This window comes from Pseudomonas sp. QE6 (genome assembly GCF_041379005.1).
In the GTDB taxonomy this organism is placed as follows: Bacteria; Pseudomonadota; Gammaproteobacteria; order Pseudomonadales; family Pseudomonadaceae; genus Pseudomonas.
In genome coordinates, this window is the sequence record NZ_CP166873.1 from 4,089,584 (window position 1) to 4,111,888 (window position 22,305).

The window sequence follows — 22,305 nt, forward strand, 5'->3', positions numbered from 1 at the left end:
GATGGACATCGACCTGAGCGCCTTCCACTTCCTGCGGCCCTTGTGGCTGCTGGTGCTGATCCCCGGTGTTCTCCTGCCGCTGCTGTGGGCGCGTCGCCATGACCTGATGCGCCGGCTCGACGGCATCATCGCGCCGCATCTGCTGAAGCATCTGGTCATCACCCCGCGCGACAACCAGCGCCTGCGCCCGGTGCATCTCCTGGCCGCGCTGCTGGTGCTGGGCGGTGTGGCGGCCGCCGGCCCGACCTGGGAACAGGACAGACCGGACTTCCTCGACAACCGCGCCCCGTTGATTCTCGCGGTGGACCTGTCCGCCTCGATGGACGCCGACGACGTGCCGCCGTCGCGCCTGGCGGCCGCCAAGCACAAGCTGCACGACCTCATCCAGCGCCGCGCGGGGAGTCGCGTTGCGCTGATCGCCTATGCTGGCGGCGCTCATCTGGTACTGCCGGCCACCGACGATCCGGCGCTGCTCGATAGCTTCCTGCAAGCCCTGTCGACCCGCCTGATCGAGCGCAGCGGCAAGGACGCACTGGGCGCCATCCGCCTCGCCAGACGCCTGCTGGCGGCCGAACAGTCCCCGGGCACCCTGGTGCTGGTCACCGACGGCGCCGACGCCAGCCAGTTCGATGCCATCGGCCAGGAGTTGCGGGGCAGCGACCTGCAGGTGCTGGTGCTGGCGGTCGGCAGCCAGGATGGCGGCCTGTTGCCCGGTGCCAATGGCCAATCGCGGCTCGATGAGCAGGGTCGGCCGCAACTCGGTCGCTTCGACGCGGAAGGCCTGAAGGGCCTGGCCGACGCGGCGAATGCGCCGCTGGGGAGCCTGACCCTGAACGACGACGTGCTGGACTGGGTCGAGCTGCATGCCCAGCAACACTTCCAGGCGGTGCGCGGTGACGACCAGACGGTGCACTGGAAAGACGCCGGCTACTGGCTGTGCTGGCCGCTGTTGCTGCTGGCGTTGTTCAGTGTGCGCCGTGGCTGGCGGGTGCACTGGCTGAGCGGCATGCTGCTGGCCCTGAGCCTGGGCCTTCCGCCGCAACCCGCGCAGGCCAGCGCCCTGGCCGATGCCTTCCTCACCCCGGACCAGCAGGGTCGCTGGGCCTTCGAGCGCGGGCACTATCCGCAGGCGGCGGAGCATTTCGACGACGCCTACTGGAAGGGGCTCGCCGCCTACCGCGCCGCCGAGTTCGACGTTGCGCTGGCCAGTTTCGCACGCCTGGACAGCGCGCCGGGGTACTTCTATCTGGGCAACACCTATGTACGCCTGTCGAAGTTCGAGCAGGCCATCACCGCCTATCAGCAGGCGTTGCGGGTACAGGTGGACTTCCCCGAAGCCCAGGCCAACCTTGCCCTGGCCCAGGCGCTGCTAAAGGACCGCGACGACCAGCAGGAGGCCGGGCCGCCGGACGAGAAGGCCGACAAGGTCGAGTTCGACAACAACACCGGCAAGGGCAAAACGGTGCAAATGAAGCGTCAGCAGGCCAGCTCGGACCAGCTGTGGCTGAACAACCTGACGACGTCGCCGGAGCAGTTCCTGCGGCGCAAGTTCCAGTTGCAGGATGCCGCCAGGGAGACCGCGCCATGAGACTGCTCGCCGTCCTGCTGTTGCTGCTGGTGACGCTTTGGGGCCCGGCTGCGGAAGCCGAAGACACCGCCGGACCGGACATCAGGGTCCGCAGTCAACTGCTGCCGGCGGACTCGGTCCTGGTCGGCGGCACCGCCAGCCTGCAGGTCGATCTGCTGGTGGACACCTGGTTCAGTGCGGCGCCCCGCTTGCCCAAGCTGAGCCTGGATGGCGCGGTGGTTTCCGACCCCGGTGGCGAGGCCGTGCACCTGAATGAGGAGATCGACGGCAAGCCGTTCTTCGGCCTGCGCTTCACCTACCAGATCACCCCGCAACAGGCAGGTTCCTTCGTGATTCCTGCGCTGGACATCCAGGTCACGCCCGGCCAGGGCAAGGGGCCGGTCACCGTGCACAGCGCTGCGCAACGATTCGTCGCCCGGCAGCCAGCCGGCGCAGGGGAGGGCGAGCAGCGGCTGGTGGCGCGGCAGGTCACCCTGACCCAGACACTCAAGCGCTCCCATGAGCCGCTGCGGGTTGGCGACAGCATCGAGCGGCGCCTGCACGTCGAGGCCGTGGGCGCGCAGGCGATGCTGATTCCGCCGCCCGGCTTCGCCGAGATCAGCGGCTTGCAGCGCTACGTGCAGCCGCCCAGCGTCCGCCCCCTGAGCGACGGTCGCGGCGGCGTCAGCGGTGGCGTCCGTGACGATGCGGTGAGCTATGTGGTCAAGGAGGCGGGCAAGTACCAGCTGCCGGCCATCGAGCTGCACTGGTGGGACACCGCCAGCGGCGAGGCCCGTACGGTTTCGGTGCCTGCTCTTGAGATCGAGTCTGCGGCGGCCGCCGGCTACCAGGCGCCGTTCTCGATCACCGAGGACCTGCGCGAACTGGGCCGCAAGACGCAGGTGCGCATCGCCGGGCACTGGCTGTTCCTGCTCGGCGCGCTGCTGCTCGTGGGCGGGGCGGGCTACGCCTGGCGCACATGGGGAGGCGCGCTGATCGGCACCTGGAGGCGCTGGCGTCAGGCGCGCCGCGAGGCCTGGCTGGAGTCTCCGGAATACGCCTGGCGACAGGTTCGCAGCCAGCTCAAGGGCACGCCGCCCGAGTTGAGCGCGCTGTACTTGTGGATTCGCCGGACGAGCGGTTGTCGCGAAATGAGAAAGCATACGGGCGATCTCTCCGCCGCTGTGCGCCAACCTTTGCTAGGTTTTCTCGAGACTCGCTACGGGCGCGGTCGCGGTGAGGGCGCCGTGGCCGAACTGATCGACGCGCTGCCGAAGCTGCGGCAGACCACTGCCCAATGTTCCAACACCTCCTCGGGGAAACACGGCCTGAAGCCGCTGACCCCGGGAGCCATCGAACCGAGTCGGTACCCATAAAGGACGTTACATGCACTGTCTCGCTGCTTCACGCTGGTTGTTCACCCTCCTGCTGGTCTTGCCGCTGCTGAGCCGGGCCGCCGACTTGCCATCCTGGAACGACGGCGCGTCGCGCCAGGCCATCGTGGGCTTCGTCGAGGCGGTGACCCGCGAGGGCGGTCCGGACTACGTAGCGCCGGCCGAACGCATCGCGGTGTTCGACAACGACGGCACCCTGTGGAGCGAACAGCCGATGTATTTCCAGGTGCTGTTCGCCCTGGAAGAGGTCAAGCGTCAGGCGCCGCAGCATCCGGAATGGAAGACCCAGCAGCCGTTCAAGGCGGTGCTGGAGAACGACCAGAAGACCCTCGCCGAAAGCGGCATGAAGGGTATCCTGGAAATCGTCGCCGCGACCCATGCAGGCATGAGTACCGACGAGTTCATCGGCAATGCACGCCGCTGGCTCGCCAGCGCCCAGCATCCCCGCAGCCACAAGCCTTACACCGAGATGGTGTTCCAGCCGATGCTGGAGCTGCTCGACTACCTGCGTGCCCATGGCTTCAAGACCTACATCGTCTCCGGCGGTGAAGTGGCGTTCATGCGCGCCTTCGCCGAGGAGGTCTATGGCATTCCGCCCGAGCAGGTGATTGGCACTACCCTGGGCAGCCGCTTCCAGGACCGCGACGGGCAGTTGTCGATCCAGCGCCTGCCCAAACTGGTCCATAACGATGACGGTCCGGGCAAGCCGGAAAGCATCGACAGCATCATCGGCCGCCGGCCGATCCTGGCCTTCGGCAACTCCGACGGCGACCTGCAGATGCTGCAGTGGACCATGGCGGGCAAGGGCAAGCGCCTGGCCGCGCTGGTCCACCACACCGACGCCCAGCGTGAATGGGCCTATGACCGGCAGAGCAAGGTCGGGCGCCTGGACAAGGCGCTCGATACGGCGAAGAGCAAGGGCTGGGTGGTCGTGGACATGGCCACGGAATGGAAGCGCGTCTATCCGTTCGACCAGTAACAGGGCGAATGCCAGGACACCGCAGGGGTACGGGGGATTCCAGCCGAGCTGTCGGCGTCTTCCTGCGCGCAGTCGCGGATACGACTCAGCAAGAGAAATGGAGAAACATCAATGAAGCGCACGGGAAAATGGATATCGCGGTTCGCCCTCGCGGCGACGGCGATAGTGGCGTGCTCCGTCGCCCAGGCGGCCGACAAGCCGAACATCCTGGTGATCTTCGGTGACGATATCGGCCAGACCAACATCAGCGCCTACTCGTTCGGCGTGGTCGGCTACCAGACGCCGAACATCGACCGCATCGCCAAGGAAGGCATGATGTTCACCGACTACTACGCGGAGAACAGCTGCACGGCCGGGCGATCCACCTTCATCACCGGGCAGTCGGCGCTGCGTACCGGCCTGTCCAAGGTCGGCATGCCAGGCGTGCCGGTCGGCCTGCAGGCGCGCGACGTGACCATCGCCCAGGCGCTCAAGGCCCACGGCTATGCCACCGGCCAGTTCGGCAAGAACCACCTGGGCGACCGCGACGAATACCTGCCGACGAACCACGGCTTCGACGAGTTCTTCGGCAACCTCTACCACCTCAACGCCGAGGAAGAGCCGGAGCGCCCGTACTGGCCGAAGGACGACCAGGCCTTCGTCAAGGCCGCTTCGCCACGCGGCGTGATCCACTCCTTCGCCGACGGCAAGATCGAGGACACCGGCCCGCTGAACAAGAAGCGCATGGAAACCATCGATGACGACACCACCCAGGCCGCCATCAACTTCATCGACAAGCAGGTGAAGGCCGACAAGCCGTTCTTCGTCTGGATGAACACCACCCGCATGCACGCCTTCACCCACGTGCGCGAGTCCATGCAAGGCCAGAGCGGCATGCCGGGCAACGAGTACGCCGACGGCATGCTCGAGCACGACGGGGACGTCGGCAAGCTGCTCAAGGCGGTGGACGACCTGAAGATCGGCGACAACACCATCGTCATCTACACCACCGACAACGGCCCGAACCAGTGGTCCTGGCCGGATGCGGCCACCACTCCGTTCCGCAACGAGAAGAACTCCAACTGGGAAGGCGCCTATCGGGTGCCGGCGATGATCCGCTGGCCGAACCACATCAAGCCGGGCACCGTCTCCACCCAGATGTTCTCCGGCCTGGACTGGTTCCCGACCCTGCTCGCTGCCGTGGGTGACACCGACATCAAGGAACGCCTGCTCAAGGGCGCGGATGTCGGCGGCAAGACCTTCAAGGTGCACCTGGACGGCTACAACCAGCTGGACTACCTGACCGGCAAGTCCGACAAGAGCGCCCGCAACGAGTTCTACTACTTCAGCGATGACGGCGACCTGGTGGGCATGCGCTTCGGCGACTGGAAACTGGTGTTCTGCGAGCAGCGCGCACCCGGTGGACTCAAGGTGTGGAGCGAGCCGTTCACCTGCCTGCGGGTACCCAAGATGTTCAACCTGCGCATGGACCCCTACGAGCGGGCGGACGTGGTCTCCGACCAGTACTACGACTGGCTGACCAAGAACGACTACCTGATCTTCCAGGGTGAGCGCAAGGCGGCGGCCTTCCTGCAGACCTTCGTCGAGTATCCGCCGAGCCAGAAACCGGCCAGCTTCAGCATCGAGTCGGTCCGCAAGGATGTGGATGCGAAGATCGAAGCGAAAATGAAGCAGGCCAAGTAACCTGTTGCGCGTAGTGGGCGCCTGCGCAGGCGTCCGAACCAGGCCCGCGACGGACTCCCCGTCGCGGGCTTTCCTCTGTCTGACAAGGCGTACCCGATGTCCTCAGCCGCCGACTCCTCCCGCATGAGTTCTTCGCGCAGCGCAGAACGCACCAGCCGCCAGGGCAAACAGGCGCGCTTGCTGATCCCCGCGCTGTTGCTGTTCGTTTCCGGGGGCGCCGCGCTCGTCTACCAGGTGCTGTGGGTCAAGCAGCTGTCGCTGGTGGTCGGGGTCGAGGTCTTCGCCGTGACCACGGCGATCAGTGCATTCTTCGCCGGCCTGGCCCTCGGTGGCCTGGCCTTCGGACGCTGGGCCGATCGCCTGCGGCGTCCGGTGCTCCTGTACGCGGGCCTTGAGTTGCTGGTGGCGCTTCTCGGCGTCGGCGCCACGCTGGCCCTCTCGGTGTCCGCCGAACCCTTCGCGCGCCTGGAGGGCCGCGTCGGCCTGCTTGCCTGGCTGCTGCCGTTCCTGCTGGTGGGCATACCGGCCTTCTTCATGGGCGGCACGCTGCCGGTGCTGATCCGTGCCGTGCAACCCGACACCCAGCAGATGGGCCGCGCCGGCGGCGGGCTGTACGCGGCCAACACCACGGGCGCCATCGCGGGAACCCTGCTGGCAGCTTTTCTGCTGCTGCCGGCACTGGGCGTAATCGGTAGCGCCTGTGCCGCTGCCGTCCTCAACCTGGTGGCCGCGGTGGGGGCGCTGATCGCCCAGCGCGGCGCCGTCGAGCCCGTTGCCGAGCCGGTCGCAGCTACCGGGAAACGCGGCCCGGCGGCACGCCTGGCCACCGCGCTGTATTGCCTCGCCGGCGGTGTCGCCCTGGGCTACGAAGTGGTGTGGACACAGTCCATCGTGCAATTCATGAGCACCCGCGCTTTCGCCTTCGCGGTGGTGTTGGCCACCTATCTGCTCGGCCTGGTGCTGGGCAGCGCGTTGTATGCCCGCCGAGCGGACCGCCTGCGCGACCCCTGGGGTGTATTCGCGGTGCTGATCGCCGCGGCCGGCCTGCTCGCCATCCTGCAGATCGCCGGCCTCGGCCAGTGGCTGGTGGCGGCGCAGAGCGGCGTCGAGATGCTGGTGCTGAGCCTGGGCGGCAGCGAGCTGGCGGGAATGTCCGCGCGCTTCGCGGTGGCCGCGCTGTGCGTGGTGTTCCTGCCGACCACGCTTCTGGGCGCGGCATTTCCCCTGGCGCTGCGCCTGTCGGTGGACTCCGGGCATGTCGGCCGCGATGTCGGGCTGGTGGTGGCGCTGAACACCCTGGGCGGCATCCTTGGCGTGGTGCTCACCGGTTTCCTGCTGGTGCCGGCGGTGGGCCTGGTACGTACCCTGGCGCTGCTCGCCATCCTGGCCGCCGTCATCGGCCTGCTGGCTGTCTGGCGCGGAGTCGGAGTGGGCAAGGGCGGGCGCATCGCGGTCATGGCGATTGCCGGCGCGACCCTGGCGACCGCCGTGCTGACGCCGCCACGCCACCTGGCCGAACTGATGCCGGCGGCGCGCAACGGGCAGATCACCTTCTACCAGGAAGGCCGTGGCGGTACCGTCGCCGTGGTGGAACAGGGCAAGGGTGACCGGCGCTTCAACCGCCTGTACATCCAGGGCGTGTCCAATACCGGCGACGCCATGCCGTCGCTGCGCTACATGCGCCTGCAGGCGTTGCTGCCGCTGCTGATCCACCGGGGCGAGCCGCGTTCCTCGCTGGTGATCGGTTTCGGCACCGGTATCACCGCCGGTGCCATGCTGCGCTACCGCGACCTGGAGCATCCGGTGGTGGCCGAATTGCTGCCCGAAGTGCTGGCCGCCGCGCCGAACTTCCAGGGCACCTTCGGCGCGATCGACGACCCGCGCCTGGAGATTCGCCTGCGTGACGGCCGCCGCGAGCTGCTGCGCAGCGACGAACGCTACGACATGATCACCCTGGAACCGCCGCCACCCTCGGCGGCCGGCGTGGTCAATCTGTACTCGCGGGACTTCTACCAGTTGGCCGCGCGCCGCCTGCAGGAGAATGGAGTGGTCGCCCAGTGGCTGCCGCTGCCGACGCAGAACGACGAAGACAGCCGTTCGCTGGTGCGCAGCTTCATCGACGTATTCCCCTACGCCTCGCTGTGGACCACCGAGTTCCACGAGATGCTGCTGGTGGGGTCGCTGCAACCGCTGCAGCTCGATGTCCCGCGTATCCGCCAGCGCTTCGAACAGCCCGAGATCGCGGCGGCCCTGAGCGCCGTGGGAGTCGATTCGGCACAAGGCCTGCTGGCCACCTGGATCACCGACCGCGAGGGTCTGCAGCGCTATGCCGGCGACGCCCCGGCAGTGACCGACGACCAGCCGCGCATCGAATACGCGCCCTGGGTGCGTTCGCGGGAAATCACCCGGGTGCTGCCGACACTTCTCGCGCTGCGCTCGGCGCCGCCGCTGGAAAACGCCGAACTTTCGTTCCGTGGCGCGGTGGATGATGAATGGCGGAGCCTGCGCCGCTTCTACGGCCTGAGCCTGCACGCCTACCGTGGCGAGCGCGAGGCCTGGGCGCGGGACGTACGGCAGATCGCCCGGGAGGAGGGCGATAACCCGTACTACCGCTGGTTCCTCGGTGGGCCCTGAAACAGGCAGGCCCCTGGGCGTTGCTTGACGCCCAGGGGCCTTTGTAGCCTGTAGAGAGGCGATTTACCTGCCGTCAGGCTCCAAGGCGCTCAATGGGCGCTGTCACCCTGTTCGGCTTTATCGTCTTCGGCCTCCGCTGTCGGCGGGCTTACCACGAGCTGGTCCACCCAGGAGTTGAACAGCTCATAGCCAAGGGCGAGCACCACGGGCCCGATGAACAGGCCGATGACGCCATTGCTGATCATCCTGCCCAGCGCGCCGATCAGCACCACCGGCATCGGCACGGCCACGCCGCGCCGCGCCGCGCCGCGCTCGAGCATCAGGGATTTGAACACGTTGTCCGACAGACCGGCGGGGAGGGCCAGATGGCGAAGACGATGCTGGTGGCGCCGACGCCATCCTGGCAGATCATCCGGCAGACGATGCCCTGCTGCCGACCCGAAGAGTATGGCTGGATTGACGGTCTGCTACGGGGTTGTCGCGAAATGAAAACGCAGAGGGATGCTGCACCAGTCAATGCCGTCACTGGGCGCTGCCTGGTGCCGGCTGGATTTGCGGGTGAGGGCTTTGGCTGTCGGGAGGGGATGCCACGCCCCGGCGGGGCGTGGCGGGTGGATCACTGCTTCTGCGCAGCGGCCTGCTGCTGTTTCATCTTCTCGGCGATCTTCTGATAGATCGACTGCTGCACCTGGTCGATGGTGAAGCTGGCCGGGCGCTGGCTCGGCGGCCATTCGAGGAAGGTCTGCAGGAACTGGGTGGATTTCATGGTGCCGATGCCCACCAGGTAGGCATTCTTCACCAGCCAGTCGTTGTACTGGTCGGAGACGATGTCGGCGGTCTCATACGGGTCCATGCGCAGGTTGTACAGCTTGGGCACGCGCAGGCAGACGAAGGGCTCGCTCCACACCTCGAAGCCGCCGGGCTTGCGCTGTTCGCAGAACACCACCTTCCAGTCGCCGAAGCGCATGGCCACCAGCTGGCCGTCGTCGTTGAAGTAGTAGAAGTCGTTGCGTGCGCTCTTCTTCGCCTTGCCGGTGAGGTAGGCGAGCTGGTCGTAGCCGTCCAGGTGCACCTTGAAGGTCGGCCCGCCGGACGTCGGCGCCCAGCCCTTGAGCAGCTTCTCCTTGGCGTCGGGCACGCCCACGGCGGAGAGCAGGGTGGGGAACCAGTCCAGCCCTGAGAACATCTCGTTGGACACCTGGCCCGCCCCGATATGCCCCGGCCAGCGGATCATCGCCGGCACCCGGAAGGCGCCTTCGTAGTTGGAGTTCTTCTCGTTGCGGAACGGCGAGGTGGCGGCATCCGGCCAGGTGAAGCGGTTCGGACCGTTGTCGGTGGTGTAGATGACGATGGTGTTGTCCGCAAGCTTCAGGTCGTCGAGGGTCTTGAGCAGTTTGCCGACGTCGCCATCGTGTTCGAGCATGCCGTCGGCGTACTCGTTGCCGGGCATGCCGCTCTGGCCCTTCATCGAGTCGCGCACGTGGGTATAGAGGTGCATGCGGGTGGTGTTCATCCAGACGAAGAACGGCTTGTCGGCCTTGGCCTGCTTGTCGATGAAGTTGATCGCCGCCTGGGTGGTCTCGTCATCGATGGTTTCCATGCGCTTCCTGGTCAGCGCGCCGGTGTCCTCGATCTTGCCGTCGGCGAAGGAGTGGATCACCCCACGGGGGGAGAAGTGCTGGACGTAGGGGTTCTGCGGGTCCTTCGGCCAGTACGGACGCTCGGGCTCTTCCTCGGCGTTGAGGTGGTAGAGGTTGCCGAAGAACTCGTCGAAGCCGTGCTTGGTGGGCAGGTATTCGTCGCGGTCGCCCAGGTGGTTTTTGCCGAACTGGCCGGTGGCGTAGCCTTGCCCCTTGAGGGCCTGGGCCAGGGTGATGTCGCGATCCTGCAGGCCAACCGGCGAGCCGGGGATGCCGACCTTGGTCAGGCCGGTACGCAGAGAAGCCTGGCCGGTGATGAAGGTGGAGCGCCCGGCGGTGCAGCTGTTCTCCGCGTAGTAGTCGGTGAACAGCATGCCCTCCTTGGCGATACGGTCGATGTTCGGCGTGTGGTAGCCGACGACCCCTTGCGAATAGGCGCTGATGTTGGTCTGGCCAATGTCGTCGCCGAAGATCACCAGAATGTTCGGCTTGTCGGCGGCCTGGGCTCCGGCGCCAGCCAGCAGGCCGACGGCCATGGCGAGCCGCGGCAGCCAGCTGCGATTGCGAGTCATAGCACGGTTCTCCGTGATGCTTGTTGTTGTGGTTGGCTGGCCCTTACCGCAGGGGATTGGGCACTGGTCATCATTGAACGCGGCAAGGGAGAGCGTGCAAATCACCCGTTGGGGTGGTTAGCCAAGGGTGCACACGGGGTGTTTCTGGTGGGTGTTACGCAGGGTATCGTAGGTTTCGCTGACGTCGCGGGTAATGCCCGCCGGCAATGGATAAATGGCCGTGAAACCGGCCTTTGCCACCCTCTCGGGTGAGGCGAAAAATCACCTGTTCAGGCGGTTTTTCGCGGTATCGGCGGCTGACAGCATGCGCACTCCAACACAAGGATCATTGGAGTACCGCATGCCAACAATAACAATGCGCGGAAGCTTCCGACCGCAGGCCCTGGCCGTTGCCGTGGCGCTTGCCTGGACTGCACAGGCGCAAGCCGTAAGCTTCAACATCGGCGAGATCGAAGGGCAGTTCGACTCGTCGCTTTCCCTGGGTACCAGTTGGGCCCTGCGCAATCCCGATCCGGATTTCGTCTCCAACTTCAATGTGGTCGGCGCCAAGGGCAAGGCCGCCTCGCGTACCGCTGACGATGGCCGCCTGAACTTCAGCAAGGGCGACACCTTCTCGAAGATCTTCAAGGGCATCCACGACCTGGAGCTCAAGTACGGCGATTCCGGCGCCTTCCTGCGCGGCAAGTACTGGTACGACTTCGAGCTCAAGGATGAGGACCTGCGCTACTACAACATCGATGACCGTGGCCGCGACCAGTCGGCCAAGGCCTCGGGCGCGGAGTTCCTCGATGCCTTCGTCTATCACAACTACCAGCTGGCCGAGCTGCCTGGGAACGTGCGTTTCGGCAAACAGGTGGTGAGCTGGGGCGAAAGCACCTTCATCCCCAACTCGATCAACTCGATCAACCCGGTGGACGTCTCCGCGCTGCGCCGGCCCGGTGCCGAGGTCAAGGAGGCGCTGGTGCCGGTGCAGCTGTTCTATCTCTCCCAGGGGCTCAGCGAGAACGTCACCGCCGAGGGCTTCTATCAGATCAAGTGGGACAAGACGGTTACCGAAAACTGCGGCACCTTCTTCGCCGTCGACGCCGTGGCCAAGGGCTGTGACGACCGCCTGGTGATCGCCGGTCCGGATTTCGCTCCGGGGGATCCGCGTGCCAACAGCGGCACCATCCTCGACGTGGCGGGCAATCGCGCCAACGCCTATATCCCCCGTGGCGACGACCACGAACCGGGTGATTCCGGTCAGTACGGCCTGGCCCTGCGCTGGTTCCTGCCGGACTTCAACGACACCGAGCTGGGGGCGTACGTGATGAACTATCACAGCCGCAACCCCTTCCTGAGCTTCACCCGCACTACCTTCGCGGGAGCCTCCAATGCGCTGACCACGGCCAGCCGGGTGCGCGGCGCGAGCTACTTCGTCGACTACCCCGAAGACATCCACCTGTATGGCCTGAGCTTCCAGACCAACCTGTCCGGCGTCGCGCTCGGAGGTGAGATCAGCTACCGGCCGAACATGCCGATGCAGATCAACACCGCTGACCTCAACCTCGCTGCGGTGAACCAGGTCGGCCTGGTCAACGGCGTACCCACCGCCGTGTCGCCGGTGTTCGTCGACGGCCAGGCGGTCAATGCGCCGGGGTCGGCGATCCAGGGCTACAAGCGGCTGCCGTTCACCCAGATGCAGGTAACCGCCACGCAGTTCTTCGATCAGGTACTGGGCGCCGAGCGCCTGACCCTGGTGGGAGAGGTGGGTTACGACCACATCAGCGGCATCGACAACTCCCTGGGAAGCCTGCGCTTCGGCCGCAGCCCGACCTACGGCGCCGGCGAGCTGATCGACCCGGCGGTCTGCGTCGGCACCGCAGCGGGCACGCCCAAAGCCAGCAACCCGCAGCAGGAGTGCAACAGCAAGGGTTTCTATACCACCAGTTCGTGGGGCTACCGCGTACGCGGCATCCTCGATTACCCGAACGTGATCGCCGGCATCAACTTCAAGCCGAACATCGCCTGGTCGCATGACGTCAACGGCACTGGGCCGAGCTTCGAGGAAGGCGCCAAGGCGGTCAGCCTGGGCCTGGATGCCGACTACCAGAACACCTATACGGCGAGCCTGAGTTACACCAACTACTTCGGTGGGGATTACAACACCATGACCGACCGCGACTACATGTCAGTCAGCGTCGGCGTGAACTTCTAAGCAGGTGAACAGCATGTACATGATGAATTTGATGAAGGGCACGATACTTGGCCTGAGCCTCCTGGCAAGTTCGGTACACGCCGCGGTTTCGGCTGAGGACGCGGCCAAGCTCGGTGCCACCCTGACGCCGCTGGGCGGCGAGAAGGCCGGCAATGCCGATGGCAGCATCCCGGCCTGGGACGGCGGCCTGAAACCGGGCGCAGCGCCGGTGGTGAATGGCTTCCTCAGCGACCCGTTCCCCGACGACAAGCCCCTGTTCGTGATCACTGCCGCCACGGCGGAGAAGTACAAGGACAAGCTGAGCAACGGCCAGATGGCCATGTTCAAGCGCTATCCGGACACCTACCGCATTCCGGTGTACGTGACCCGCCGTACCGCCTCCAGTCCGCAGGCTGTCTACGACGCGGCGAAGGTCAGCGCGCTGAATACCGAGGAAGTGGACGGCGGCAATGGCCTGGCCAACTTCAAGGGGCGCAACTATGCCTTCCCGATCCCGAAGAACGGCGTCGAGGTTGTCTGGAACCACCTGACCCGCTACCGCGGCCCCAACCAGCGTCGCCTGAGTGCGCAGGCCACGCCGCAGACCAACGGCTCGTTCACTGCGGTGGCGTTCGAGGAAGACCTGGGCTACCCGCAGCTGATCAAGGATGCCGATCCTAAGCAGACCGAGAACGTGCTGTTCTTCTACAAGCAGCGGGTCACCGCGCCGGCACGCCTGGCGGGTAACGTGCTGCTGGTGCACGAGACCATCGACCAGGTCAAGGAACCCCGTCTGGCCTGGGTCTACAACGCCGGTCAGCGCCGTGTCCGGCGGGCTCCCCAGGTGGCCTATGACGGCCCCGGCACCGCCGCCGACGGCATGCGCACCTCGGACGATTCGGACATGTACAACGGCGCGCCGGACCGCTACGACTGGAAGCTGGTGGGCAAGAAGGAGATGTACGTCCCCTACAACAACTACCGGCTGTGGTCGCCCAAGCTGAAGTACGCCGACATACTCCAGGCTGGCCATGTCAATCCCGACCTGACACGCTACGAGCTGCACCGGGTGTGGGAAGTGGTCGCCACCCTGAAGCCGAACCAGCGGCACATCTACGCCACCCGTCACTTCTACTTCGACGAGGACACCTGGCAGGCCGTCGAGTCCGAGGCTTATGACGGACGCGGCCAGCTCTGGCGTGTCGGTGAAGGCTTCGCGGTGAACGACTACCAGCAAGGCACGGCGCTGTATGCGGTGAACGCGTTGAACGACCTGATCGCCGGCCGTTACCTGGCGATGGCGATGATCAACGAGTCGCGGCGCGGCATCGATTACACCGCCCAGCCGAGCATGACCGACTTCACACCGGCGGCCCTGCGCAACGCTGGCATCCGCTAAGCCCCACGCCGCCGCCTCCGTGGGAGACGGCGGCGTCGTAGCTCGGACTAGTCCCCTCGGCTAGTCCGAACGACCGATTGTTACCCCCCATTCCCGAATGCTCTGCTGACACCCAGACGCAGCACGAATTACAACGAAAACGGGTGTCGCCATGTCCAGTTTCTCCGCCATTGCCGCCGGTGCGCCGGTGTCCATGCCTGCCACGCAACTGCCGCGCGAGCCGCTGCTGCTGGCCCTGCTGGAATCTCCACGGCGCCTGAACCTGCTCTGCGCCCCCGCCGGCTACGGCAAGAGTGCGCTGGCCCGTGCCGCGCTGGAGCGCCTGCCGGCCAGTTGCGCACGGATCTGGCTGGATTGTGCCGGTCAGCGGCTGGAAGTGGCGGTCGCATGTACCCAGATAGCCAGGAGCCTGGGCTTGCACGACACCGACCCGACCAGCGTGCTGCAGGCCCTGCAGTTGCGCCGACAACCGCTGTGGCTGGTGCTGGACGACTATCCGCAAGACCCCGACGCGGAGCTCGATGCCTGGCTCCAGCGCCTGCTGAGCCTGGGCGAAGCGCCGCTTTACCTGCTGGTCAGTTGCCGCCAGCGCCCGCAATGGAACCTCTCGCGCCTGCTGCTTGACGAGCGCCTGTGCGAGCTGGGCATCGCGCAGCTGGCGTTCAGCCGCGAGGAAAGCGACACGCTGGCGCTGGCCCAGGGCTACGACGCCGAGTGTCGCGAGCGTCTGTGGGCTGCCACCCAGGGGTGGTGCGCGGGCGTACGCCTGTTGCTCAGTGCGCGTGACGGCGTGCATGCGCCGGGTGAAGTGGCGTCCTGGCTGCGCTCGTACCTGTCGCAGGAGCTGCTTGGCCGCCTCGACGCAGAGACTGGCGACATGCTCTGCGGCCTGGCCTACCTGCCGCGCTTCAACCGGGAAATCTGTGCTGGCCTTTGGGAGGAGGGGGGCGGCGAGCGCTTCGACCAGCTGCGCCATGGCCAGGGCTTCTTCCTCGCGCTGGATGCCGAGGCCAGTTGCTTCCGCCTGCCACCACTGGTGGCCAAGGCATTGCAAGGCCACCTGCAGGGGCCGGCGCTTACCCGCCTGCGCCTGCGTGCCTGCAACGTGCTGAGCCAGGCCGGTTGGCTGAACGAGGCTATCGAGCTGGCGCTGGGCGCTGGCCAGCCGGAAGTCGCCGCCAGCTACATGGACCGCCTGGACATGGACTGGCTGTTCGCCGGCGACCACCTGCGACTGCTGCTGGATTGGCGCGAAAAGCTCCCCGCCGCGCTGATGGAAAGCACCCCCCGACTGATCTGCCTGAACGCCCGTGCGCTGCTGTTCAGCTGGCGTCTGGACGAGGCGGAGGCCTGCATCGAGCGCCTCAGCGACTTCCTGCCGCAAGCCCAGGCCGCGCGCAACCGCCGCCTGCTGGCCAACTGGCTGGCGCTGCAGGGCGCGCTGGACGGCATGCGGGGGCGCCTGGACGATGCTCGCGAACGCTGCAGTGCCGCCCTGCAAGAGCTCGACCCGAGCGACTGGCGCTCGGTGCTGTTGTGCCAGACCACCCTGGCGCGCCTGGACATGGCCGGGGGCCAGCCACAGGCGGCGCGACGCACGCTGCAGGACGCGTTGGAGCTGGCGCGCCGCCGTGGCTGCCTGGCCAGTGAAGTGCTGCTCGACTGCGACCGCATCCGCCTGGCCCTGCTCGGCGGCGAGGCGGGGCAGGCCCAGACACTGCTGGATGCCTGCTGCGAGCGCGTGGCGGCGACCGGTCAGGAACACGGGTTGCTGATCGGTCGCCTGGACTTCCTGCGTGGCGAGCTGCTGCTGCTTCAGGGCGACATGACCGGCGCCGAAGCCGTCCTCGAACGGGGCGTGGCGCAAGCTCGCGCTTGCGCCGATCCGTGCATCCTGCATGGCCTGATCGGTCTCGCCGAAGTCGCCTCGCGGGGCGGCGATCCACTGCGCGCCGATCGCCGAATGGAGGAAGCCGAACGCTGCATGCATCGCTGGCGGGTGCAGCCGGTTTGCTACGCGCTGCCCCTGCAGGGCCTGCGGCTGCGCCTGCTGGCGCGCCAGGGACAGTGGCAGCGCCTGCATCAGGAAGGCCAGGCGCTGGCTGCGCAGAAAGCGGTGCCGCCGCTGCACACGCCGTCGCTGCCGCAGCGCCTGCGTTATCTGCTGGCGCTCGCCGAGGCCGGCTGCGGCAGCCCGGAGGTGGCTTGCGAACGTCTGCGCCAGCTACAGGAGGAGTGCCAGTGCCTGGAACTCTATGGCCTGGCGCGCGAGGCGCAGCACGCGGTGGAACGCCTTGCCGGTAGCCTGCCGATCGAGCAGCTCTCCGGCCTGCTGCCGGCGGGACCCGGCGGTGCCCCCGAGGGCTCCGGGCACGGCCTCACCGCACGTGAGGTGGCGGTGTTGCGGCTGCTGGCCGAGGGCCTGTCGAACCAGGAAATTGGCAACAGCCTGTTCATTTCCCTGAATACCGTGAAGACGCACACCAAGAAGATCAACGTGAAGCTCGGCGTGCGCCGGCGCACCCAGGCCATCGTCCGTGCCAAGTCACTGGGGCTGCTCGGGTGAGCGGCCATCGCCAGTCTGCCGCAGCAGCTCCACCAACGCCCGGGCGCAGCCGGGCAGGGCCTCGCGATCACGCACCAGCACGCTGCGTTCGCGCACCACCCAGGGCTCGTCCAGGGCGAGGATCTGCAGGTTCATGGTGCGGCTGTGGCGACGCGCCGCCGTCTCCGGGATCACCCCAATGCCCACCCCGGCCTCGACCATCCGGCAGATGGCCTCGAAGCTCGCTACCTGGATGCGCAGGTTGAGGCTGCCGCCGACGCGCTCCACCTGCTCGCGCAGGAAGCTCTGCAGGGTGCTGCCTTCATGCAGGCCGATGTGGGCGAAGTCCAGGGTGTCGGCGAGCGTGAGCCGGCGCAACCGGCCCAGCGGATGCCCCGGCGGCACAGCCAGGACCAGTCGGTCGGTGCTGAAGTGCACCACCTGCAGGCCCTCGGCGCGCACCGCCCCAGCGACGATGCCCAGGTCGGCCGAGCCGTCGAGGATGGCGCGGACGATATCGCGGTTCAGGCGCTCCTGCAGATCGACGCTGACGCCGGGGCGCACGGCGAGGAAGCCGGCCAGCAGCTCGGGCAGGAACTCGGTGACCGCCGTGGTGTTGGCGAAGATGCGAATGTGCCCGACCTGGTCGCCGCCCTGTTCGCTGAAGTCGTCCTTCAGGTGTTCCACCTGGCGCAGGATCAGGCGTGCGTGCTGCAGCAGCCGCTGGCCCGCCGGGGTCAGCTCGACGCCACGGTTGTCGCGGTACAGCAGGCGGCAGTCGAGCTGACCTTCGAGCGCCTTGATCCGCGCGCTCGCGGCGGCCGCCGAGAGGTGCGCGCGGCGGGCGCCCTGGGTCAGGCTGGGGGCTTCGGCGATATGGACGAAGAGACGCAGGTCGGCGAGATCGAAATGCATGGTCGGCCCTGAAATTGGCGTTCGGATTTACTTAACGCTGGGTTATGAAAATGCAGATTCTCGGAACGCAAGAGGCACTGCATGCTGCATGAAATTTTCAACACGGAGAGCCCTGCGATGAGCGATTCCCCCTATAGCTCCTGGATCGGCCGTAGCCAGGAGCGCCACGAGGAACTGAGCGAGGTGCTGGTCCGCCGTCTCGCCGTCACCCTGGGCGAAGAGGCTCCCGGCGCCGGCGAAGCGCTGCCGCCCTTGTGGCAGTGGGCGTTCTTCCAGGACGCCGAGCCTGAATCGGGCCTGGGCGCCGACGGACACCCGGCGCGCGGTGGCTTCCTGCCGCCGGCGGATGGGCGCAACCGCATGTGGGCCGGTGGCCGCATGGAGTTCCATGAGCCGCTGTGCGTGGGCCGCCAGGCCAGCCGGGTGACCACCATCCTCAAGGTCGAGGAGAAGCATGGGCGTACCGGCTCGCTGCTGTTCGTCACCCTGCGCCACGACTACCTGCAGGACGATCGCCTGGCGATTCGCGAGGAGCAGGACATCGTCTACCGCGAACCGACGCCGCCCAGGCTCGCCAGCGGCGAAGCCCTGCCGGCCGGCGCCTGGAGCGAGGCCGTGGAGCCTTCACCGGTGCTGCTGTTCCGTTACTCGGCGGTGACCTTCAACGGCCACCGTATCCATTACGACTGGCCCTATGTCACCGAAACCGAGGGCTATCCGGGACTGGTGGTACACGGCCCGCTGATCGCCACCCTGAACCTGCGCGCCTTCTGCCGCGCCAACCCGCAGGCACGCCTGCGCCGCTTCGCCTTCCGTGGGGTGCGCCCGCTGGTCTGCCCGGAAGCCTTCGAACTCGGCGGGCGCCTGCTCGCGCCGGGCAAGGCCGAGGTCTGGGCCGGCAACGGCGCCGGCATCGCCCAGAGTGGCGAAGTGGAATTCGACTGAAAACCTGACGCGGCCGCATCGCGACCGCCTGACGTACCGAGGACATCGCATGAGCAGCACCCCCGAAGAAATCCAGGCCATCCGCGACGGCGTGCGCGCCCTTTGCGCGGAGTTCCCCGCCGAGTACTGGCGCAGGATCGACGACGAGAAGGGCTTCCCCGAGGCCTTCGTCAGCGCCATGACCGAAGCCGGTTGGCTGTCGGCGATGATCCCAGAGGAATACGGCGGCTCCGGCCTTGGCCTGGCCGAAGCCTCGGTGATCCTCGAGGAAGTGAACCGCTGCGGCGGCAATTCCGGGACCATTCACGGGCAGATGTACAACATGTTCACCCTGCTGCGTAACGGCAGCGAGGAACAGAAGGCCTACTACCTGCCCAAGCTGGCCAGCGGCGAGCTGCGCCTGCAATCCATGGGCGTGACCGAGCCCACCACCGGCACCGACACCACCAAGATCAAGACCACCGCCGTGCGCCGAGGCGACAAGTATGTGATCAACGGCCAGAAGGTGTGGATCTCGCGCATCCAGCACTCCGACCTGATGATCCTGCTGGCCCGCACCACGCCGCTGGCCGAGGTGAAGAAGAAGGCCGAGGGCATGTCGATCTTCCTGGTCGACCTGCGCGAAGCCATCGGCAACGGCCTGACCGTGCAGCCCATCGCCAACATGGTCAACCACGAGACCAACGAGCTGTTCTTCGACAACCTGGAAATCCCCGCCAGCAGCCTGATCGGCGAGGAGGGCAAGGGCTTCCGCTACATCCTCGACGGCCTCAACGCCGAGCGTACCCTGATCGCCGCCGAGTGCATCGGCGATGGCCGCTGGTTCATCGAGAAGGCCAGCCAGTACGCCCGTGACCGCGTGGTGTTCGGCCGCCCGATCGGGCAGAACCAGGGCGTGCAGTTCCCCATCGCCGAGGCGCACATCGAAGTGGAGGCGGCCGACCTGATGCGCTGGAAGGCCTGCGCGGACTACGACGCCGGACGCAACGCGGGGGCCGCTGCGAACATGGCCAAGTACCTGGCGGCCAAGGCCAGCTGGGAGGCCGCCAATGCCTGCCTGCAGACCCACGGCGGATTCGGCTTCGCCTGCGAATACGACGTCGAGCGCAAGTTCCGCGAGACACGCCTGTACCAGGTGGCGCCGATCTCCACCAACCTGATCCTGTCCTACGTGGCCGAGCACCTGCTCGAACTGCCGCGTTCCTTCTGACGCCGGCGCACCCGAGAGCGAGAACAACATGAACAATACCCACGCCCTGGCCGAGTTCCTTGCCGGCCTGCGCTTTGAGGACCTGCCTCAGGCGGTGATCGAACGCACCGAAGACCTGTTCCTCGACTGGCTGGGCTCGGCCCTGGCCAGCCAGGGCCGTCACCCGATCCCGCTGTTCCAGCGCTACGCCCGCCAGATGGGGCCGGCGGACGGCAACAGCCGCATTCTGGTCGATGGCACCGGCAGCAGCGCCTATTTCGCCGCCCTGGTGAACGCCGCCAGTTCGCACCTGGTGGAGCAGGACGACCTGCACAACAGCTCCGTGCTGCACCCGGCCACCGTGGTTTTCCCGGCGGCCCTGGCCGCCGCCCAGGATCTGGGCAGGTCCGGTCGTGAACTGATCCTCGCCAGCGTCGCCGGCTACGAGGCGGGCATCCGCATCGGCGAATTCCTCGGCCGCTCGCACTACCGCATCTTCCACACCACCGCCACGGTCGGCACCCTGGCCGCCGCGGTGGCGGTAGGCAAGCTACTGGGCTTCGACAGCCGTCAGTTCGTGAACTGCCTGGGCAGCGCCGGAACCCAGGCCGCCGGGCTCTGGGAGTTCCTGCGCGACGCCGCCGACTCCAAGCAGCTGCATACCGCCAAGGCAGCTGCCGATGGCCTGCTGGCCGCCTACCTGACCGCCGACGGCCTGACCGGTGCGCAGAACATCCTCGAAGGCGAGCAGGGCATGGCCGCCGGGATGTCCAGTGACGCCGACCCGCGTTGGCTGGTGGACGGGCTGGGCACGCGCTGGGCGCTGACCGAGACATCCTTCAAGTTCCACGCCTCCTGCCGCCATACGCACCCAGCCGCCGACGCGCTGCTCGTGTTGATGCAGCGTGAGGGCCTGGGCCACGAGGACATTGCACGCGTCACCACCCGTGTGCACCAGGGCGCCATCGACGTGCTTGGTCGCGTGGTGGTGCCGCAGAGCGTGCACCAGGCGAAGTTCTCCATGGGCACCGTGCTGGGCCTGATCGCCGTGCACGGCAAGGCCGGGCTGGTGGAGTTCGAGGAATTCGCCCTGCAGGATTCACGTGTCGCAGCCTTCCGCGACAAGGTCGCCATGCAGCTCGACCCCGAGGTCGATGCTGCCTACCCGCAGCGCTGGTTGGGTCGGGTCGAGGTGCTGACCAGCGACGGCCGCCGCCTCGAAGGAGCCATCGATGAGCCCAAGGGCGACCCCGGCAACACACTGAGCCGCGACGAGCTGGAGGACAAGTTCCGCCGACTGCTGACCTTCGCCGGCGCCCGTGGCGAAGCCGAAGCCGCGCGGCTGATCGATGCCACCTGGCGCCTGCATGGACTCGAGCAGGTCAACGACTTCGCCTGAGCCCGCCCCGGGCGGCGGTGCCGCCCGGACCTTCCGAATCATCGCGCCGGCCAACCGGCTGGCGTCAGGAGTTGTCCATGAGTCCGCGTCCCCTCGACGGGATCACCGTCATCAGCCTGGAACACGCCATCGCCGCGCCGTTCTGTACCCGCCAGTTGGCCGACCTCGGCGCGCGGGTGATCAAGGTCGAACGCCCCGGTGTCGGCGACTTCGCCCGTGGCTACGACGAACGCGTGCGCGGTATGGCCTCGCACTTCGTCTGGACCAACCGTTCCAAGGAGAGCCTGGCCCTGGACCTCAAGCAGGAGCCGGCGCAGGCCGTACTGGAGCAGTTGCTGGAGCGCGCCGACGTACTGGTGCAGAACCTCGCACCGGGCGCCGCCGCACGCATGGGGCTGTCGTTCGAGGTGCTGCACGAACGCTTCCCGCGCCTGATCGTCTGCGATATCTCCGGCTATGGTGAAGGCGGCCCCTACGAGCAGAAGAAGGCCTACGACCTGCTGATCCAGAGCGAAAGCGGCTTCCTCTCGGTGACCGGCAGTCCCGGCGCCGACGGGATGGCCAAGGCCGGCTGCTCCATCGCCGACATCTCCGCCGGCATGTACGCCTACAGCGGCATCCTCTCGGCACTGCTGCTGCGTGGGCGCACGGGGCAGGGCAGCCGGGTCGAGGTGTCCATGCTGGAGAGCATGGCCGAGTGGATGGGCTTCCCGATGTACTACGCCTTCGAAGGCCAGAACCCGCCGCCGCGCGCCGGCGCCGCCCATGCCACCATCTATCCCTACGGCCCGTTCCCGGTGGGCGACGGCGGCAGCGTGATGCTCGGCGTGCAGAACGAACGCGAGTGGAAAGCCTTCTGTGACGTCGTGCTGAAGCGCCCGGAACTGGCCGGCGATGTCCGTTTCACGGGCACCAGCCTGCGGGTCGCCAACCGCGATGCATTGCGCGCGCTGATCGTCGAAGCCTTCGCCAATCTGACGGCGGAGCAAGTGGTCGAGCGTCTCGAACAGGCACAGATCGCCAACGCCCACGTCAACGACATGCGTGGCCTGTGGCAGCACCCGCAACTCGCCGCCCGCGACGGCTGGCGCGAGATCGACAGCCCGGTTGGCCGTTTGCCGGCGCTGTTGCCGCCGGCCCGAAGCAGCGCCTTCGCCGCGCGCATGGACCCGGTGCCGGCGCTCGGCGAGCACACCGACAGTCTGTTGCAGGAACTGGGCTGTACCGCCAGTGACATCCAGCGCCTGCATGAGCAGGGCGCGGCATGA

15 protein-coding genes are annotated in these 22,305 nt (G+C 67.1%); 12 read left to right on the forward strand and 3 right to left on the reverse strand.

Annotated elements, in window-relative coordinates; all coding sequences use genetic code 11:
* The first annotated feature begins 1 nt into the window (after position 1).
* The 5 genes from ACAW63_RS18845 (at position 2) to ACAW63_RS18865 (ending at position 8,257) form a co-directional block, all read left to right on the forward strand.
* Entirely contained in the window at positions 2–1,588 is a 1,587-nt protein-coding gene (locus tag ACAW63_RS18845) for a VWA domain-containing protein (RefSeq protein WP_371227653.1), read from the forward strand.
* Positions 1,585–2,943, forward strand: a complete 1,359-nt coding sequence (locus ACAW63_RS18850) for a hypothetical protein (RefSeq protein ID WP_371227655.1) — start codon at positions 1,585–1,587, stop codon at positions 2,941–2,943. Before ACAW63_RS18845 ends, ACAW63_RS18850 begins: the two co-directional genes overlap by 4 nt.
* A 10-nt stretch (positions 2,944–2,953) precedes the next feature.
* Positions 2,954–3,940: an HAD family hydrolase gene (locus tag ACAW63_RS18855; protein ID WP_371227657.1), complete on the forward strand. Its 987-nt coding sequence runs from the start codon at positions 2,954–2,956 to the stop codon at positions 3,938–3,940.
* A gap of 111 nt (positions 3,941–4,051) precedes the next feature.
* Positions 4,052–5,623: an arylsulfatase gene (locus tag ACAW63_RS18860; RefSeq protein ID WP_371227659.1), complete on the forward strand. Its 1,572-nt coding sequence runs from the start codon at positions 4,052–4,054 to the stop codon at positions 5,621–5,623.
* 123 nt (positions 5,624–5,746) lie between these two features.
* Positions 5,747–8,257 carry a fused MFS/spermidine synthase gene (locus ACAW63_RS18865; RefSeq protein ID WP_371234715.1) on the forward strand — a complete coding sequence of 837 codons (2,511 nt, stop codon included), beginning with the start codon at positions 5,747–5,749 and terminating at the stop codon, positions 8,255–8,257.
* An 89-nt stretch (positions 8,258–8,346) separates the two neighbouring features.
* Here the strand turns inward: ACAW63_RS18865 and ACAW63_RS18870 are convergent, their stop codons facing one another.
* Both ACAW63_RS18870 and ACAW63_RS18875 read right to left on the reverse strand, forming a co-directional pair.
* Positions 8,347–8,592: a hypothetical protein gene (locus tag ACAW63_RS18870; protein ID WP_371227661.1), complete on the reverse strand. Its 246-nt coding sequence runs from the start codon at positions 8,590–8,592 to the stop codon at positions 8,347–8,349.
* Between the two features lie 281 nt (positions 8,593–8,873).
* Positions 8,874–10,469, reverse strand: a complete 1,596-nt coding sequence (locus ACAW63_RS18875; RefSeq protein WP_371227663.1) for an arylsulfatase — start codon at positions 10,467–10,469, stop codon at positions 8,874–8,876.
* Between the two features lie 340 nt (positions 10,470–10,809).
* Here ACAW63_RS18875 and ACAW63_RS18880 point away from each other — a divergent pair, with 340 nt between their 5' ends.
* From ACAW63_RS18880 to ACAW63_RS18890, 3 genes are all read left to right on the forward strand, one after another.
* Positions 10,810–12,666: a DUF1302 domain-containing protein gene (locus ACAW63_RS18880; RefSeq protein ID WP_371227665.1), complete on the forward strand. Its 1,857-nt coding sequence runs from the start codon at positions 10,810–10,812 to the stop codon at positions 12,664–12,666.
* A gap of 13 nt (positions 12,667–12,679) precedes the next feature.
* The gene (locus ACAW63_RS18885) at positions 12,680–14,044 is read left to right on the forward strand and encodes a DUF1329 domain-containing protein (protein WP_371227667.1); all 1,365 of its coding nucleotides are present in this window, start codon (positions 12,680–12,682) and stop codon (positions 14,042–14,044) included.
* 151 nt (positions 14,045–14,195) lie between these two features.
* Positions 14,196–16,610: a LuxR C-terminal-related transcriptional regulator gene (locus ACAW63_RS18890; RefSeq protein WP_371227669.1), complete on the forward strand. Its 2,415-nt coding sequence runs from the start codon at positions 14,196–14,198 to the stop codon at positions 16,608–16,610.
* Here ACAW63_RS18890 and ACAW63_RS18895 read toward each other — a convergent pair.
* Positions 16,590–17,504 (reverse strand): LysR substrate-binding domain-containing protein, encoded by a 915-nt coding sequence (locus ACAW63_RS18895; protein WP_371227671.1) that lies wholly within the window; start codon positions 17,502–17,504, stop codon positions 16,590–16,592. The genes ACAW63_RS18890 and ACAW63_RS18895 overlap by 21 nt on opposite strands.
* A gap of 117 nt (positions 17,505–17,621) precedes the next feature.
* Between ACAW63_RS18895 and ACAW63_RS18900 the strand changes: the two genes are divergently transcribed.
* From ACAW63_RS18900 to ACAW63_RS18915, 4 genes are all read left to right on the forward strand, one after another.
* Positions 17,622–18,449 carry a MaoC family dehydratase N-terminal domain-containing protein gene (locus tag ACAW63_RS18900; protein ID WP_371227673.1) on the forward strand — a complete coding sequence of 276 codons (828 nt, stop codon included), beginning with the start codon at positions 17,622–17,624 and terminating at the stop codon, positions 18,447–18,449.
* A gap of 49 nt (positions 18,450–18,498) precedes the next feature.
* A complete protein-coding gene (locus ACAW63_RS18905; protein WP_371227675.1) occupies positions 18,499–19,659 on the forward strand; it encodes an acyl-CoA dehydrogenase family protein in 1,161 nt (386 codons plus the stop codon).
* A gap of 28 nt (positions 19,660–19,687) precedes the next feature.
* Complete coding sequence (locus tag ACAW63_RS18910) at positions 19,688–21,037, forward strand: MmgE/PrpD family protein (protein ID WP_371227677.1); 1,350 nt, start codon at positions 19,688–19,690, stop codon at positions 21,035–21,037.
* 77 nt (positions 21,038–21,114) lie between these two features.
* Positions 21,115–22,305, forward strand: coding sequence for a CaiB/BaiF CoA transferase family protein (locus ACAW63_RS18915; RefSeq protein WP_371227679.1), 1,191 nt, complete (start codon positions 21,115–21,117; stop codon positions 22,303–22,305).

Bases quoted from the DNA above. Each gene is read 5' to 3' on its own strand.
- ACAW63_RS18845 (WP_371227653.1), top strand. From the start codon at position 2: ATGGACATCGACCTGAGCGCCTTCCACTTCCTGCGGCCCTTGTGGCTG.
- ACAW63_RS18850 (WP_371227655.1), top strand. From the start codon at position 1,585: ATGAGACTGCTCGCCGTCCTGCTGTTGCTGCTGGTGACGCTTTGGGGC.
- ACAW63_RS18855 (WP_371227657.1), top strand. From the start codon at position 2,954: ATGCACTGTCTCGCTGCTTCACGCTGGTTGTTCACCCTCCTGCTGGTC.
- ACAW63_RS18860 (WP_371227659.1), top strand. From the start codon at position 4,052: ATGAAGCGCACGGGAAAATGGATATCGCGGTTCGCCCTCGCGGCGACG.
- ACAW63_RS18865 (WP_371234715.1), top strand. From the start codon at position 5,747: ATGAGTTCTTCGCGCAGCGCAGAACGCACCAGCCGCCAGGGCAAACAG.
- ACAW63_RS18875 (WP_371227663.1), bottom strand. From the start codon at position 10,469: ATGACTCGCAATCGCAGCTGGCTGCCGCGGCTCGCCATGGCCGTCGGC.
- ACAW63_RS18880 (WP_371227665.1), top strand. From the start codon at position 10,810: ATGCCAACAATAACAATGCGCGGAAGCTTCCGACCGCAGGCCCTGGCC.
- ACAW63_RS18885 (WP_371227667.1), top strand. From the start codon at position 12,680: ATGTACATGATGAATTTGATGAAGGGCACGATACTTGGCCTGAGCCTC.
- ACAW63_RS18890 (WP_371227669.1), top strand. From the start codon at position 14,196: ATGTCCAGTTTCTCCGCCATTGCCGCCGGTGCGCCGGTGTCCATGCCT.
- ACAW63_RS18895 (WP_371227671.1), bottom strand. From the start codon at position 17,504: ATGCATTTCGATCTCGCCGACCTGCGTCTCTTCGTCCATATCGCCGAA.
- ACAW63_RS18900 (WP_371227673.1), top strand. From the start codon at position 17,622: ATGAGCGATTCCCCCTATAGCTCCTGGATCGGCCGTAGCCAGGAGCGC.
- ACAW63_RS18905 (WP_371227675.1), top strand. From the start codon at position 18,499: ATGAGCAGCACCCCCGAAGAAATCCAGGCCATCCGCGACGGCGTGCGC.
- ACAW63_RS18910 (WP_371227677.1), top strand. From the start codon at position 19,688: ATGAACAATACCCACGCCCTGGCCGAGTTCCTTGCCGGCCTGCGCTTT.
- ACAW63_RS18915 (WP_371227679.1), top strand. From the start codon at position 21,115: ATGAGTCCGCGTCCCCTCGACGGGATCACCGTCATCAGCCTGGAACAC.